Genomic DNA, 16,345 nt, shown 5'->3' with positions numbered 1-16,345 from the left:
GAGCTGGCTGAGTCTAGGCGGGCGAATGATATTTGAAGAAGGCTTCGGCCTTCTTCGCGGCGGAGCTCGACCGCCTATCAAGGTAGTCGTCGACTTCATCGACGCGAATAGACACGAGTTCGGAGTCGAGCCAATCGTGCGTGGCCTGTCAGGGACTGCCGCACGGATTGTTGTGAGCAAGTATTACGCGTACAAGTTGCGCCGACCCTCAATCCGGGCCCGTCGGGACCGGGAACTCATGGTCGTGATCGAAGACGTCTATGAAGCCAACTATTCCTGTTACGGAGTGCAGAAGGTGTGGAAGGCGATCAACCGTGACTATGCCGACCGATTCGGGCCAGCGGACCGGTGCACGGTCGAGCGGTTGATGCGCCGACTGGGTATCGACGGTGCGCGTCGGAAGCGGAAGCGTCCGAAAACGGCCTCGGCCAGGGCGTAGGAGTGCCCTGGCGATCGCGTCGAGCGCGAGTTCACAGCGGCTGCGCCGAACTGTCTGTGGGTCGCGAATAGGCGTATGTACCGACACGGTCTGGGATGTTGTACACGACGCTCATTCTGGACTTGTTCCACCGGGAGATTGTGGGTTGGCAGGTGACGAACCATATGCGCGAATCGTTGGCCAAAGACGCGCTAACGATGGCTTTGGCGGCGAAGTTCCGAGCTGGTGAAGACGTATCTGGACTTGTCCACCACTCGGATCGCGGAGTCCATTTCCGATCGATTCGTTACGGCGAGACACTGGCAGAATCCGAGGTCGTGGCGTCTGTCGGGTCCCGCGGCGATTCCTAAGATAACGCCATGGCTGAAGCGCTCAATTCAGTCTACAAAGCGGAACTGATCGACTGTCGCGAATGGTCGGGGCTGATCGAGGTGATGGCCGAGACGTCGAGATGGATCGGCTGGTACAACCGGCAACGACTGCAGTCGGCGAGCCGATATCGGCCGCCGTTCGAGGTTCAAGCTGAGTGGACCAACCAGGGAGCGGCCGCGAGTGTGGCTGCATAGAAGACCAAGAAAAACACCCTCTACGAAACCCGGGGCTTGACATCGTCGTGGTTGGTGATCATGTCACTCATCTTCATTGACTGGTGTGATCGCGGCTACAAGTGGTTCGGCTGGCCGGTGGTGCTGGTCTGGATCCCGGGGTCGGCATCCACGTTACGGTCGGGCTTGAGGCATGTGTTCTGCCAGTGGTTCTGGCCCCTATTAGCGATTTCCCTGGTTCCTTCGAATCCCGGTCACAACACTCCCCGGATCATGATGACTGTGGCATAAATCTTGCCAGGACTCTCAGGCCAGCGACCCCTTCTATCCTGACGGATTGTGGGGCTGCTTAAAAGGTGACAGGGCGACACCCGGATTCCGAAAACTCACGCATTTCGTAACCAGGCGCCGAATCGAAACTGACGGATACTAGCTGGTCCTATAAACTCGTTTACGATGAGCCAACAAAACAACACGCGATTTCCTATAGCCTGAACTCTATACTGGCCTGGCCACATCATATGGGAATGCCTGCTCGAGGGCGTTCAGAGAATAGCGAGGGGTGGGCAATCGGCTGTTCTTGGCAATTGTGCGGAAGTTGATTGACTGTATGTCTACGGTTGAACAGGCAAGAACTGAGACTGACTCGCGGTCGACAGTGCTAAAAAAATCTTCAAACTTGAAATCTTGTCCCGCAAGATGCCTATCGACGACCTTAAGCCACAGCCAGGGGACCCCGTAAGCTTGTGCGAGAATCAAGCCATGGAGGGACGTTGATATGACGAGTCTCGATCGTTGAATGTCGGAAGCTACCTCTTCCGGTGACCTTTCCACATCAACGAACAAGCACTCTTGCGACTCCACAAGATCGCGGTTTAGCACCGTCTTGTGTGCATAGTGGGGAATGACTGCTATTGCATCTTGAGTCGGTGTCGTACTATCCGAGAAGACACGAGGAAACAACAACCCGGGGTCGCCAACTACGTTCGGAATGCACCAGCCGAGCTGGTCTTGCAGCGTAGTCCGCGTTCTGTGTCCCCGCACTGCGCTGATTGTCCAGTCAAGCCCGGAGAGCTCCCGAATCCGGCTCCGTGTGGGGACGTTCATAAGACCCGTTCCCCATATATGCATGTTTGAACGGTGAACTACATCTATAATTGATCCAACCGAAACGATAGCCGAGCCGGAGTTTGGTAGGCCGTAGGTGTTATGAACTGCGCGTCGCGTGAGATGGGACATGACCTTTGGGCCGATAAGATCGCCAAAATTGGTACGCATGTCCCACCAGTAGCCTGGAACGCTGTTGGGTTGGATCTGATTTCGATCAGAATCAAGACTCGTCAGTATTCTTTGAATATTGATCAGAGTGTCACCTATTATGACTTCATTTGACACATGTCTATCCCATGTAGCCAACCGGATAGGCTTTTCATTGATGTTAACGGGGCGTGGGAGCTGAAGCCGAGAGATGGCCCTCCGCAGTCCGTATTGAGATTCGGAATCGCGTGCGACGAGTTCCAGAGTCGAGTCTTCTTTGCGATCATGTATTTCAGCAGCGAGCCTCACACCTGTGCGCGTCGCAAAGTCCAACACGAGGACATCATTGCGCCAGAACCAGCTTCTTCGGAACTCGGTGGGATAACGGCGTTTGGGCTTAAGCGATGCGTTTATAGCCTTCAGGCGTTCAGATTCTATTGACGACATTATTGTATGTGACCTTCTGATTGAGGGGTGTCCATCGAGTATGGAACTGCGATCCTGGAAGGATGCTCATCTGCGTTCAAGGTGGGGCAGCAGTCCGCTGACGAATTGCACGCAGTCCATGGCTACGTCTTTTGGAGCGACGAACAGTCTCCACCAGTCGAGTTCCCAATGTCTATCGCTGTCATTAAAAACTGAGCTCGTTGAAGGAAGATGACCCTTCAGGCGAGCGATTGATTTTTCGTCACGTCCCGTGGCTATCAGGATGGTGCGGTCTCCTAGGATTCGCAGCTCGAACGCATGGCGATACCCTGCACCACCTTGGTCGAAATCTACGACAAGCACATTACTCTTCCAGTACCAAAGTCTGTTCATTCCTCTTTTGGTCCAGCGGTATGGGTTCATCTCGCGGCGTACATCCTCAAGGTATGCATGGCGGAGGAGCGCATCCTCCTTGGTATAAGCCGCACCGGGGGGAGCTGATATTGAAGCTAACTGAAACGCGTTTTCAAGGTTTGAGCGCAGAGCATAGTCCACTATTTCACCTGCTTTCGGGTGATCGCGTGATTCGGAGCGGTCCCATTTCCAGTTGGTGGTTATTCCTTTGAAATGTCGGTGCTTTAAAAAGGGATTTGTCTCCGCTTGCGCGCCATTGACACTATGGGTTTTCCATTGTTTTGCAGTTTGAATCTTTTGAGGGTGCGCCAACCACTTCGTAGTTGTTGGTGTACCTTTTGAGTTCGCGTATTGGTAGTCTTGGAAACGTGGAGGCTCTGACTTGTTGTCTCGTATATCCTCGATCCATATTCCGCTGTATTGCAAATAGTCTGCCTTGCAGGTCTTCAAGTGCTCCAGTATGGGATTGTTGTCTTCTACGACTAGCAATTCATCAATATCGTGTGATATTAACACCGAGCTCTTTCCTAGGTACTTGTGCCTAGCGTGTTCAATTATTCCGTACTCGCAGAAGTCTGAATCCCAGGGACGTTTAGTTGATCCGGACCACTTTCCTCCCTGAGGGCCGAACCTGAAGGGCCATGAAACGACGGTTGCAACTTCTATTCCTTCAACAGTGATAGCTTGTCTAGCTTGTTCTGCCGTGTATTCAGTAGAGCCGTTATCGTAAAGAAGTATTGCATCAACGTGATGCTGTGTTGCGTAATATTTGGCCCAGTCGGACAGCCATTGTAGATCGTTGTTCTTCGATTTAGACAATAATACTGTTTTGTTTGAATAGTCTTCTAGTCTTGATGGCGTGACTGATAGAAGATACTCTTTAGTGCCGAATGAAACTTGAACTTGATCAATTGTCTTTGTGGGGTCAGAAATGTCGATATGTGACACCCGGTCCAAGTTCGATACTAATACATCATGCGTTGGGCCCACTGCTCGAGCCAATTCGGAGATTACCTCATCTTCGAGGTTGAGGAGTGGTGGGCAGGTGAGTCTGATGTGAGTATCCGTGCGATAGGCGTCATATAGGATGGTGTCTGCATCGAACTTGCCCATATAGTCCGCCTCTTGAAGTTCGGTTGGACGTGGAGGTGTTCTTTTAAAGTCACCGTCACGAGAAACGATTGAGTTGACTATGTCGACCTGCGAGTTAAGTCGTCCGCTCATCGGGGTGCTCCTCGTTTTCCTTTAGTTGCAGTGTTGGGCGGCGTGAATCTGAGCTATAGCCTAACTGGTCAGTTGTATAGTTGTGCATTCGATGCTGAGGCGGACGACTGGCTGGGCGATTGCAAATTCGGTGTCTCGTGCACATGGAGTGGGGGCGAGCGCGAATAGGAGGGATAGCGTGACTGCAGGCAGAATGAGCACTTTCATCTGTGCTGGGGTTGCTACTTTATTTATCCTGGCTGGGTGCAGTTCTGGCGATTCGCAGGGTGCCAAAGAGAGTGTTGTGACGGAGGTGGGGCCAGGGAGTGCTCCAGAAGCGGCGAACTTTGTGCAGGTTTTAGCCGGCGACGTTAGCGGGGCGAATGCCGCTATTGGCGTTTCGCTTAGGAACGGAAGCGTGTTAATGGAGGCTTCAAGTATTGGAATGTCGTTTGAAGCCACCGACATTGCCGACAGGCGATTGGACCCTGACGTTTCGAACCTGGATGAGCAGTTGAAAAGCTTAGGTTCCCCGGCTCTGCGGTTTGGGGGCAATGCCCTTGACCGGCGAACGTTCTGGACGTCGGACGGGGAGAGGCCTCAGCATGCCGAACAATCAACGATCACCCCCGACGACCTCAAACGTCTGAAGAAGCTCGTTGATGCCACCGGGTCCACCGTGACACTCGGCATTCCTCTGGGAACATACGATCCCAAACGGGGAGCCGACATGGCCGCGCACGCGGTCGACATCCTCGGCGATTCTTTGGTTGGTCTTGCCATCGGCAACGAACCGAATGGATACACGGTTAAGGACGTTTCGAACGGCAACGTCCGGGGCAAAGGTTGGAACAAAGAGAAGTACGTCAAGCAACTCGAGGCATATGCGAAGGCGATCCATGCCAAACGACCGGACGCTCCCATTATCGGTCCGGATGTCTACGACGGTGCGTGGATGGAGGCATTTGCCGATTCTGACGTCAAGCACAAGACCGCGATCTCTCAGCACTGGTATCAACTGCCTGAATGCGATTCTGGGAAGGTGCCTGGACGCGGGCCTCAAGCAGAGAATCTCATCGATCCCTTGGCGAAGAAGTCGGCGAGGAAGAATTTGGGGATCGGCAGGGAGAAAGCCGACGCGGCTGAATTGCCTCTCTGGCTGGAAGAGACCGGTCCGACGAGTTGCCCAGGTACGAACGACACCTCGCTGACCAACGCTTCGGCACTGTGGGCTGCTGACTACACGCTCTACGCTGCACAACTCGGGGTGGAACGGATGGCGATGCACTCAATGCTCGGTGCTTGCAATGGGGGAGCGCCGATGTCGCTCGTCTGCGACCCGGCCGATCATGGGCAGCGATCCGATACCTTCGTTCCCCGGCCCAACATGCTGGGTCTCAGGCTCGTCGTTCCGAGCATCGGGGGAACATTCACCAAGACCTCGGTGAAGGGTGGTGGGAACATGAGCGCCTATACCGTGTCGAAGGATAATGGCAAGACACTCGTGACGACGATTATCAACGCCAACGATGCTGCCGAGGTCGGAGGCAACCCAGTGTCGCTGAAGATGCCGAAGGGATTCTCAGTGGACAAGGCGTCTCAGGTATACGGACCCTCGAACGATGCGAAGCGCGCGACGAAGGTGATTCCATCAAATCCGCTGCCGGACACGATCCCCTACAGCGGGCCGAAGAACTCCGGCAGTGCGAGTGCATCAGCGAGTCCTGGTGCTGACGATAACGAGCTCAACATCGACATTGCGGGCAGCTCAGTGACGGTGTTCATCATGCGTAAGAAGTAGGTTCAGTACCCCAGTGACACCAGGTACCGGAAGAAGTCCGGCAGGTCGTTGCCAGCCAGCGCGTCTTTGAGCGCCGGCATGGCCTCTGCGTCGAGATCAATGATGACGGTGCCGTCGTCTTCTCGACGGGACGTCGTGGGGATGGTGATGACGGCGATGTCATCTGATTCGAGCTGGCGAAGGCTGTTGGCGATCTTGCCGAGCTCCAGCGTCGTCAGGGTCTTATCGTGATGGATGCCGCTGGCGAAATGACCGAGCACAGTGGCCCCCTTATTGGGGTCCTTGGCCAGGCCACCTGTCTTGAGCGCCTGGATGAGGGCGCGCAGTGCGGCGCGCTGATTGCGGGTGCGTGTTTGGCCGGCATCGTCGACCGGGTCGGCGGTGGCGAATGCACCGACTGAGCTGGCGTTGAGGTTGTTGGTGCCCTCGATGAACTCCACATCGCCTGCTGAGAACGCGGTTCGGCTGTAGACGGGCAGGCCGCCTAGCTCGTTGATGACTGCGCCCAGTGCAGAGGCTTCGAGTTCGGTCGCGTGATCGATGCGTACACCCAAGATGTCTTCGACCATGGCGACGATGACCGGCCAACCACCTTCATCGGCAATTGTGGCGAAGGTCTGACCCGATTCGATCTGTGCCGATGGGTTGAGCGTCATCACGACCGCGAAGTCATTCGTGGCAGGGATGTGGATGGCTGCGAAAGTGTCACCCTGGCTATTGGTCTTCTGTGACTCGGCAGCATGCGTGATCCGAAGCAGAAGAGTACGGGCATCAGTTGTCGCCGGACGAATGTCATCGGGTGGGAAGATCGCCTCGTCGGGTAGGACTCGGGAGGCTTCGTCGAACTCGGCTCGGGCGCTATTCAGGTCCTTGATGGAACCTACTGCCGAGACCATCTTCTTCAGCTTCGCCATCGCGGTGCGTCTCCCTCGGTGTGATCAGTACTTAGTCTGCAGTTTCAATCATAGCGGGGACGATGCAACAGGTGTCGTTGGGTGGGTACGGGACTGTTCTGCCACCTCGGCGTCATTTATCGGTGGTGCTGCTGAGCGCACCGAACAAGGTCAGTCCCATGCCCAGTGCCAGAGCGATCGCGGCCGCGATGAAGCTGCCGATGATGGTCTTGCTCAGCGCGATGGCCACAAATGCGGGGCCGGCGATCTGGCCGAGGCTGTACCAGGTCATCAGCTTCGCGGCCGCGGCCGAGATGCCCATCTGCGTGCCCACTCCGATGACCATCATGACCACCCCGATGAAGGTTCCGCCGAAGAGGATTGCGGAGACGAAGAGCAGGATCGGGTTGGAGGCGAAGACGGCGAGGACGGCCCCGCCGACCTGCAGCGAATAGCACAGGGCAAGCCCTCGGCGGGTGCCGATGCGAGCTGCGACGTTCGACCAGATCAGAGGTGAGGCCGCGGTTGCCGCTCCAGCGACGATCCAGGTCGATGCGGCCGCGCTTTCGCCGAAGACGGGTTCGGCCAGGACGACGAGGTAGGTGCCGATGATGATGTAACCAGCACCTTGGAAGAAGTGGCCTGCGGTCAGGGAGGCCAAGGCTCGGCGCCGGCTTGGGATTGCTGTGGGGTCTGCTGTTTGCGCGTGTGGGGGAGTGGCCTCGGCTGGTTGGCTGGCGTCCTCATTGCGGGCTGGCAGCGGCCAGTTCCAGGCGATGAGGGTGAACGCGGCGCTGATGACTGCGCAGACTAGCCAGAGTTCGTGCCAGTCGAGGAAACTGCTGGCGGCGAGGACGATGGCGCCGGAGATGAGAATGCCGGTACCCACACCGGCATAGATGACACCAGAATCCAGGGGTCGGCGGGCCACGAATGGGATGCGCCCGGTGATGGAGACGAAGATGAGACCTGAGGCAACTCCCGCGAGAGTGCGTACCACACCTTGCCACGCAAGACTTTCGCTCACCGGCACGGCGAACAGGCAAAGAGTGGAGGCGACGAGAGCGACCCTGTAGGTGACGCGGTCTGGGTCCACCCATCCACGGGCGATGACCAGGCAGCCGAAGAAGTATCCCACATAGTTCGCGGTCGCGATCCAGGCACCTGGAGCCGAGCTCCAGTGCAGGGCAGCGACCATGAGGGGCAGGACGGGTGTGTAGAAGAACCTACCCATTCCCATCGCCAGAGCCAGGCCGAGGGTGCCGCGGATGGCAGTGTGGTTGACGGTGTTGCCTGCACTAGGTCCCACGGCAATGCCTCCTGTTCGCTCGTCCCCGGGAATGATGTCACGAAAACGGGGCGGTCGCCTCGGCGAGGGTGAGGACGAGACGATGCGGGTGCTGATACTCCAAAAGCTGGGGGACTATCGGCACCGGAGTCGGAATGGCCTCGGATTCGTGTACACCGGAATTAAGTGAGAGCCCGTCGAACGGGTTGAAGCTGTTGAGCCGAGAACTCGAACTTCAATTTGTCGATGCGAACTTTGGCGCCCGTGCCAACGAGAGGTTCGAAGCGATGCGGCTGCAGTCTGGCGGACAGCGACTACTTGCCTTCTTTCAACTCGCCAACTGAAAAAAGATTGTGATCGCCTCTAGTCAAGCTGTGGAGTCCTTTGCTACTGTCAAATTACGTCAATACAAGATATATAGGCGTCAAGCAATATTTTACAGAACAAAGGATAGTGCACCGTGGCACAAGTTCCCTCGACGCAATTCGTCGATCCGCACACAATGATGGACCCCCGCAATCTCGGTGCCATGCAGCCGACGCGTCTCTCCGCATCGCGCAGCTTCATGGCCAAGATGATCCGCGAGAAGTGGAAGATCGAAAAAGAGGTTTTCGAACTCGATGCCAGGGGAAACGGGCAACTACGGTATGCGATCACTACCCCCGAAGGATCCTTGACGTTTGTGGCGTTTCTGCAGGAGCCGCACAACAAGAACAGAACGGGGCGCATTATCGGCACGAGTTGGGACATGGTTGGCGCCCTACTTGACGGTGTGGCTACGGCGGAGCAGGTGCGTGCTACCCGCGAAGAGATCCCTCGGCTCTACGAGGGTCGCGCGACTCCGAATACGCTCGTATGGTTCCGATCGAATCAGAGCCTACGGATTTTTCGAGACGCGCGAGCAGCCCTGGCCGAGGGCAGGCAACCCGACGCCAAAGAGCTCCACAGAGTCGGATATCTCATGCGCAATACCGGGTTGGACGGAAACGGGACCTTTGGGACTATGCCGTTCAGAGCGATTCCCGACGGTCATCCATTAGCAGTTTCGTATCACGCGCAGATGTTGTCGGCCTACCTCATGCGCGAGCTTTCCGTCGATGTCGTCGAGGAACTCGCCAGACTCGACTCACCGGATACAGCTGTGAAGTTCAACAGGGATGTCAAGCGACTCTTGGGCGTGGGCAACGGTTCTGCTCTGGGGCTGGCAATGCTCTTCTATAACCGTCCGGTGCTCGTCAATTCCTATATCTCTGCCTACCTCGATGTACTCGATCACATCCTGAACGACCCGAGTTCGAGTACGGCAGAGAGGCTCGCTGTACTCGAATCCCACCTCAGCAGAACGATCCGGTACCGGTCCTTTCTCAACACCTCCTACAGGTTCTTCACGAGCAACATGGAGATCGTGGCTGATCTGCGTCGTATCCGCGCGAAAGTCCGGGCGGGAATGCGCGGGGACATCACCACCACATGTGGGCGTACAGTTCTCGGGGAGATTCATCGCGAGATCGAGAATCAGGTAAGCAAGGAAGCTTTGCACTCGTTCGGGGCACTGGTCATCGAGCTCGATCCGGACTACTGCGACGATGTTGTGCAATCGCGTCTAGCTTTCGACGAACAGCTCGACATGCCTCCGCAGACTACTCTGCAGGAGGTTCGGGAGATGGCTGCAGGAGCCTTTAGTTGGGCGCGCGATCTTCCGCTCAACGACGAGGAAAATCGCGACCGAGTCTGGTATCAGTCCCGAGCTGCTGAGGAGCCGCGTTCCGGTCCACGCGAAGAAGTCCCGGATGCACATGAACTCATCCAGAGCTATCCCGACGAGGTGCGCGAACTCATTGCAGCTATCGACGAGGTCGATTGTACGTCGACGGCGACCGTGGGCGCTCTCATCGCGAAGCGTCCCGACCTCGAATACATAGCCCGCCTGGTCGTGGCTCTTGCCGACATGCCATACGCTACGGCCCATGTAGATCCTCACGACACGGACTTCGTGCCTGTATGGGTGATCCGATTCGTCAATTCGTTCATCCACGGTCTAGACCGCACCGAGGACCACATGGGGCGGGACGTGCGAGGGATCATCTTCGAGGGCGCGCCGTACCGAGATGAGATCGGCGACGCCGACGCTTCGACCTGGTGGTGGTCCTATTCGAAGCCTGAGATCAGGCTGGCGCAGGCGCCAGTCGCACAAACTCCGGCCGCGCCATATGCGGCATCCGGTGACCACTCCGCTGCGGGTGCCGGGCAATCGCCCCAACTAGGGACGGCCGTCCTCACCCCGACCGAGTCACCTATCTCGCCACCATCCGATCATGCGACCACCACGATCAACTGCAAATATCGTGAAATGAGACTCATGGCAGGGCGTGCTTATCAGGCGCTCAACCTGCCTAACGGATCGTGGCACGGGGCCCGAGAGTTCTTCATCACGGCTCTTGTCGCCGACTTGCGTGCGGCGTCGACTTTCGGGGAACTCCTCATCCGCGATATCGCCTCGGAGAACGGCAGCGCAATCATGTGGCAGGCTCCAAGCTTCGGAATGAGAGATGACATCCTCGCTATCGACAATCACCGACAGAGTCTGCTGGTCACCGGACATGTACTCGTCAATCTGCTGGGGGCTAACGCAAACACATTGGGCCGATCCTTCGTCATCGACAATGCCGAAGCCGACGAGGTGCTCCCGGGGCTTCGACTTGAGTTGAAGCGATATGGGGTCGATCTCCAGATCGAACAGACAGCTGCCGGCATTGTCGGCACAGTTCGACTCAGCCGCGAGCCGCAGCAGCTCGAGCGCGAGTACCGTTCCGCAATGAACGACTTCTTTGTCAATGGGCAGACGATTGGCGCAGAGACATTCTGGAAGATCTACTACCGAGGCAATGCAGGGCTCGACGTCGATACCCCGATCTCGCGGCAGCATACCGGAGGCACCGTCCTGGATGTCATCCGACCGGGAGAGCGTATTACTAAGCAATTCACCAGTGAAGAACTTCACTTACTCACAGATCCCGACGAGCTCGACAACCGGAATATCGCCGAATTCACCGCTTTCAATTGACCGTATTTGCAGCGCCGCACTACAGCCCACCGAGAATCGAAACGAAGGACACACAATGTTGTATGTAGACAGCCTGCTCTGCACTCCGCTGGAGAAGGAGAGACTGGAACACCGCCCGGCCCTGGAAGAGATTGCAGCCGGAGGAGTCGGCTGTGTCACTGTCACGGTGGGCTTTTGGGAGGACGCAACCGAATCGATGGATCAGATCGTTCGCTGGCAGCATATGGCAGAGGACAATTCAGATCTCGTCGAAATCGCCTACACAGCCGATGACATCGAACGGATCGCACAGTCAGGGCGATGCGCGATTCTTCTCGGATTCCAGAATGTGGCCTTCCTCCAAGGACGGCTCGGGTATGTGGAACTCTTCGCCAGAATGGGCACCCGCGTAGGGCAGCTCACTTATAATATCCAATCCGACATTGGTGGATCCTGCTATGAACCCCACGACTCGGGGCTTTCTCGATACGGGAAGTACGTAGTCCGTGAAATGAACCGATGTGGGATGGTCGTCGATCTTTCTCACGTTGGGAACACCACGACCATAGATGCAATCCGTCATTCTGCGGAACCTGTGGCCATCACTCATTCGAATCCTGCTGAGCTGGCTCCGCATCCGCGAAACAAACCGAGCGAAGTGCTTGATGCGCTCAAAGACAATGGTGGAGTCATCGGGCTCTCCGTGTATCGGAACATAGTCGGCGAATATACGACCGCAGAGAGGTGGTCGGAGCTTGTGGCCTGGACGGTCGACAGGATCGGTATCGACCATGTCGGCATCGGTACCGACTTCGATCAAACTGGAGGCAAAGCCTACCTTGAATGGATGCGCCAGGGCCGGTGGGCGCGGGAGGTTCAATACGGGGCAGGTTCGAAAGGCAACGCGGGGCCGCAGCCTCGGCTGGGCTGGTTCGATGATCCCTCTCAGTTCCCGAACGCGGAGACATGCCTACGTGATCGCGGGTTCGTCGATGCAGAGGTCGCGAAGATCATGGGCGGCAATTGGTTGGAATTCTACCGCCGCACGTTCAAGAAGCTGTGAAGGGACTGAAGCATGACTGTTACACAACCGTCAGCTCACACGACGAACATTCAAGAAGGGCTGTCTGCCATGAGTGGACCATTTGTCTCAGCTCGGTCGCTAAGCAAGCAGTTTGGGGACCACCGAGCCGTTGACAACGTTACTTTGGAAGTGTCCAAAGGCGAGGTGATCTCTATCATCGGGCCATCGGGTGCGGGAAAATCGAGTTTGATTCGCTGTCTCAATCTCCTTGAGGTTCCTGATGCCGGGAGTCTGAGGATAGGTGATACGAGCATTGATTTCGACAATGGTCGGCCGAGTAAAGCGCAGGTCGCCGGATTGCGGCGATTTACCGGGATGGTATTTCAGTCCTTCAACCTCTTTCCTCACTTCACTGCGCTGAAGAACGTCGCACTTCCTCAGATGCGGGTTCACCGACGGTCTCGAGCAGAAGCCGAGGAAAGGGCAATGGAAGAGCTCGGCAGAGTCGGACTCACATCCAAAGCTGACTCGTATCCAGCTCAGTGCTCCGGAGGACAGCAGCAGAGGATCGCGATTGCGCGAGCGTTAGCTATGGATCCAGAACTGATGCTCTTCGACGAACCGACATCCGGTCTCGACCCGGAGATTGGTGCAGAGATTCTTCAGGTGATGCGCAAGCTCGCCGCTGACGAGATGACGATGCTGGTCGTCACTCATGAAATGGAATTCGCGCGTCAGGTCTCCAACCAGATCGCGGTCATGGTCGATGGTGCGGTCATAGAGCAGAGTAGCCCTGAAAAGATCATGTCTGATCCTGACCAGGAGCGCACGAGCAAATTCCTATCAGCGGTATTGGGGCGCTGACATGGGGGAGATCATCGCATATATCGCGATGGGCACTGGCTGGACGGTGGTCATGACCTTCGGTTCGGCGGCGATCGGAATCGTCCTGGGACTGCCGATGCTTGCTCTGGCCCAGAGCCGATTCAGTGCAGCCCGGGGAATCTACCACGCCATTGTGCATGTCGTCCGAGGTATACCCACGATCGTGTGGCTCTTCATAGCCTTTTTTGGCGTAGGGCAACTTGGCATAACTCTTTCGCCGGTGACCGCTTCTCTGTTGGTACTTTCGATCATCGCCACGGCATATATGGCCGAAATCTATCGCGGAGGGATCCAAGCCGTACCGGCTGGGCAATGGGAAGCAGCAGGGGCACTCAACCTCGACCAGTTTTCAACCCTCCGATTCATCATTGGTCCGCAGCTGTTCAGAGCAGTCAGCCCTTCCGTTGCGACTCAGGTTATCGGGCTGCTCAAGGATTCCGCGCTTGTGTCGACGATCGGGGTCGCTGACCTCGTATTCAGAGCGGGGATCATGACTCAGTATCACGCGCATGGACTATATATGTTTGGCACCGCCGGGTTGATCTATCTCGCTCTGAGTCTGCCGATCGCCGCATTCTCACGCAATATCCATGCCCGCATTACGAGGAGGTATGCACTCGCATGAGTGATTTCTCTTGGCTCTACGATTGGCCGCAGTACATTCCGGATCTTTTGCCGGGGCTTGGCGTCGCCATATCTCTCACTCTGTTCTCCTGCCTGGGCGGCTATATACTCGGGTTCTTCCTCGCCCTGGGTGTTGAATCACCTTCGAGAGTCGTCCACTACGCCGCTCTTGTCATAGTCGAACTTGGTCGAGGAGTTCCAATCCTTGTACTACTTTTCCTCGTATATCAGGGGCTTCCCCAACTTGGACTGATGCTCGACCCGCATCCAGCGGCCTTGGCAGCCCTGATGTTCTCAGCTGCTGGGTACTCGTCGGAAATGATTCGTGCAGGACTCAACTCTGTGCCAGCTGGACAAGCTGAGGCGGCGAATTCTCTGTCGATGTCGGCTGCAGACACCTATCGTTTCATCGTAATTCCGCAAGCAGCTCGAATCTCGATTCCGCCGCTTGTCAACTTGACGATCATCATCTTCCAAGCGACATCTTTGGCAACCGTCATCACGGTGCCTGAAATCATGCAGCATGCTGGGGTGATCGGAGCTGCGACATTCGAGTACATGTCTGTGTACACAGCCGCGGCGGTGCTGTATCTGTGCATCACGATTCCTGGCGCTGTGCTCAGCGGCTACCTAGAGAAGTCGATGAGACAGAAGAAGCGTTCGAAACGAAAGGCAGTGAGGTCCCTGCTCACAGGATCGCCCTCGCTACCTGTTGCCGCCACCTGACAACTCTGCATCCTCAATATCAACAAACCCGAACGACAAAGGAGTCGCAATGAAAAAGAACCTGATGGCTACTATGGCAGCGGCCGCGATGCTTGTCCTAAGCGGATGTGGCGGAACACCTCCCGGTGCCCCCGAATCTGTGGGTGAAGACTGCACCCCGCGCGACGAGGGACTCAAGACTATTACGGAGGGCGTCCTGACTGTGGCCCAATACGAATACGTTCCGTTCTCAATGTCGGATTCTGCGGGAGAGCTCAGCGGGTTGGAGGGGGACGTGCTCACCAAATTTGCCGAGCTTGAATGCCTGACCTTGACAATCAACAAGGGTGACTCCCCGGCGATGATCACCTCGGTTGCTACGGGACGGGCGGATACAACGCTCGGATCCTGGTATCGGACGGCAGAACGCGCGGAGAAAGTACGTTTGTCCGCCCCTGTAGTCACCTCACCATTCTCTTCCGTCACTAAGGAAGGTATCGACACTGTTGACGGTCTCAGAGGTTTGGAGATCGGAGTGGGACAGGGCCTGATCGGAGTAGACGACATGAAGGGGGTCTTCGGGAGTAAGCTCAAGATCTATCAGAATGACGACGCCGTGTTCGATGACATCGCATCGGGACGAATCGAAGGGTCGGTCCAGGGCTACATAGCGGGCATGCAGTATCTCAAGAAGCATGAGATCGAAGGCTTCACCGTCACGCCGTTGAAGCCCGATGAGCGTGTTCCAGCTACTGGCGCCGCGGGACAGACCAACTTCCCAGTTAAAAAGGACAATGAGGCGCTAGGTGAAGCTCTTGACAGCGTGATCAAGGACATGCGCGAGTCAGGTGAACTCGACGAGATTGCGGAGAAGTATGATCTTGATCCACAGGTGATGCACCCGGGCAAACCGAATCTGCTTTGAGCCATAGTGCGGTATGCCTGGCGATCATTCGCTACCGGGCATACCGCTCAGATAATAGGAATAATGGGGTGGCATGAGCCTGCAGTCCGTGAGCAAAACGATATTGGTATTGGAAACGTTTCTGACGTTCCCCGACGGCTTGGCAAGTGTGTCGCAGCTGGCAAGGAAGCTCGAGTGGTCAAGGGCCGCGACCCACCAGTACGTCTCCACGCTGGCCGAAGTCGGTTGGCTGGTTCAGAACGAGAAGCGAGACTATCAGCTGTCTCCACGCGCCGCTGTATTCGGTCGTTTTGCCATCGAATATTCGGGAGTACCTCCTCAAGTAAGCCAAGCGATGGAACATCTGGTTGAGACGCTCAACGAGCCGATTTCCTACGCGGTGCTCAATGGCAACGAAGCGATCATCATCGAACGAAATGAGCCCAAACGGCCATTCTCGATGACGGCAGAGCCCCATCTGGAACTCAGAACCTCAGCTTCGGGGATGGTGCTCTTAGCTTTTGACGCCCACTTGGATACGAGCCGCTTTGCTGAGATGGCTGACAGATTAGATGCGGTTCGAGCACAGGGGTACGCGCAATCCCATTCGGAATGGCTTGGTGACATCGTCGACGTTGTTGCCGTACCAATCATGTCGAGGGGCGAGTGCCTAGGTGCCTTGAGCGTGATCGCGCCCGACGGAAGATTAGACATCCCTGTGGCACGAAAAGAGCTCCTGGACGCCCGGGCGAGTGTCGAAGATGCGATTGACACAACGCAAACTTCACCCGTTTGACATCTTCGGTCGGCTGTCTCGGCGCGGACGGAAATGAAACGACGCGGGTGCTGTTACTCCAAAAGCTGGTGGAGTATTGGCACCCGCGTCGGGACGGC

Annotated in this window: 14 protein-coding genes, 1 pseudogene and 1 other annotated feature; of the genes and pseudogenes, 11 read left to right on the top strand and 4 right to left on the bottom strand. The window is 56.5% G+C overall.

Annotation, left to right across the window (positions count from 1 at the left end; translation table 11 throughout):
• The first annotated feature begins 25 nt into the window (after positions 1-25).
• From FO013_RS16645 to FO013_RS16635, 3 genes and pseudogenes are all read left to right on the top strand, one after another.
• Positions 26-439 carry an IS3 family transposase gene (locus FO013_RS16645; protein ID WP_143923670.1) on the top strand — a complete coding sequence of 138 codons (414 nt, stop codon included), beginning with the start codon at positions 26-28 and terminating at the stop codon, positions 437-439.
• Positions 47-161 (top strand) — a sequence feature (AL1L pseudoknot). It overlaps the preceding gene by 115 nt.
• 89 nt (positions 440-528) lie before the next feature.
• Positions 529-789, top strand: a pseudogene (locus FO013_RS23320) (DDE-type integrase/transposase/recombinase); the annotation flags it as partial.
• Between the two features lie 9 nt (positions 790-798).
• Complete coding sequence (locus FO013_RS16635) at positions 799-1,005, top strand: integrase core domain-containing protein (protein WP_143923668.1); 207 nt, start codon at positions 799-801, stop codon at positions 1,003-1,005.
• Between the two features lie 477 nt (positions 1,006-1,482).
• Here the strand turns inward: FO013_RS16635 and FO013_RS23315 are convergent, their stop codons facing one another.
• Positions 1,483-2,262, bottom strand: coding sequence for a polysaccharide pyruvyl transferase family protein (locus FO013_RS23315; protein ID WP_395949902.1), 780 nt, complete (start codon positions 2,260-2,262; stop codon positions 1,483-1,485).
• Positions 2,263-2,754: 492 nt separating this feature from the next.
• Positions 2,755-4,305: a hypothetical protein gene (locus FO013_RS16625; RefSeq protein ID WP_143923666.1), complete on the bottom strand. Its 1,551-nt coding sequence runs from the start codon at positions 4,303-4,305 to the stop codon at positions 2,755-2,757.
• Between the two features lie 193 nt (positions 4,306-4,498).
• Between FO013_RS16625 and FO013_RS16620 the strand changes: the two genes are divergently transcribed.
• Positions 4,499-6,085 carry a hypothetical protein gene (locus FO013_RS16620; RefSeq protein WP_260848218.1) on the top strand — a complete coding sequence of 529 codons (1,587 nt, stop codon included), beginning with the start codon at positions 4,499-4,501 and terminating at the stop codon, positions 6,083-6,085.
• A gap of 2 nt (positions 6,086-6,087) precedes the next feature.
• Here the strand turns inward: FO013_RS16620 and FO013_RS16615 are convergent, their stop codons facing one another.
• Positions 6,088-6,999: an LCP family protein gene (locus FO013_RS16615; RefSeq protein ID WP_143923665.1), complete on the bottom strand. Its 912-nt coding sequence runs from the start codon at positions 6,997-6,999 to the stop codon at positions 6,088-6,090.
• 112 nt (positions 7,000-7,111) lie between these two features.
• Positions 7,112-8,287, bottom strand: coding sequence for a YbfB/YjiJ family MFS transporter (locus FO013_RS16610; protein WP_260848217.1), 1,176 nt, complete (start codon positions 8,285-8,287; stop codon positions 7,112-7,114).
• Between the two features lie 439 nt (positions 8,288-8,726).
• On the opposite strand from FO013_RS16610, the gene FO013_RS22445 reads away from it, so the two are divergent.
• From FO013_RS22445 to FO013_RS16580, 7 genes are all read left to right on the top strand, one after another.
• The gene (locus FO013_RS22445) at positions 8,727-11,330 is read left to right on the top strand and encodes a hypothetical protein (RefSeq protein WP_186293167.1); all 2,604 of its coding nucleotides are present in this window, start codon (positions 8,727-8,729) and stop codon (positions 11,328-11,330) included.
• A 55-nt stretch (positions 11,331-11,385) separates the two neighbouring features.
• Entirely contained in the window at positions 11,386-12,372 is a 987-nt protein-coding gene (locus tag FO013_RS16605) for a dipeptidase (protein ID WP_186293166.1), read from the top strand.
• 12 nt (positions 12,373-12,384) lie between these two features.
• Positions 12,385-13,197, top strand: a complete 813-nt coding sequence (locus FO013_RS16600; protein WP_260848215.1) for an amino acid ABC transporter ATP-binding protein — start codon at positions 12,385-12,387, stop codon at positions 13,195-13,197.
• Between the two features lies 1 nt (position 13,198).
• Positions 13,199-13,843, top strand: coding sequence for an amino acid ABC transporter permease (locus FO013_RS16595; RefSeq protein WP_143923663.1), 645 nt, complete (start codon positions 13,199-13,201; stop codon positions 13,841-13,843).
• Positions 13,840-14,568, top strand: coding sequence for an amino acid ABC transporter permease (locus tag FO013_RS16590; protein ID WP_143923662.1), 729 nt, complete (start codon positions 13,840-13,842; stop codon positions 14,566-14,568). The genes FO013_RS16595 and FO013_RS16590 overlap by 4 nt, the downstream gene beginning before the upstream one ends.
• 49 nt (positions 14,569-14,617) lie before the next feature.
• Entirely contained in the window at positions 14,618-15,472 is an 855-nt protein-coding gene (locus FO013_RS16585) for a substrate-binding periplasmic protein (RefSeq protein WP_143923661.1), read from the top strand.
• 73 nt (positions 15,473-15,545) lie between these two features.
• A complete protein-coding gene (locus FO013_RS16580; protein ID WP_096162396.1) occupies positions 15,546-16,247 on the top strand; it encodes an IclR family transcriptional regulator in 702 nt (233 codons plus the stop codon).
• Positions 16,248-16,345: the final 98 nt, after the last annotated feature.

Origin of the sequence: Brevibacterium aurantiacum (genome assembly GCF_007558825.1) — a bacterium.
GTDB lineage: Bacteria > Actinomycetota > Actinomycetes > Actinomycetales > Brevibacteriaceae > Brevibacterium > Brevibacterium aurantiacum_A.
Note: the sequence above shows the minus strand (reverse complement) of the source record. Positions and strands in the feature narration are given on the sequence as shown.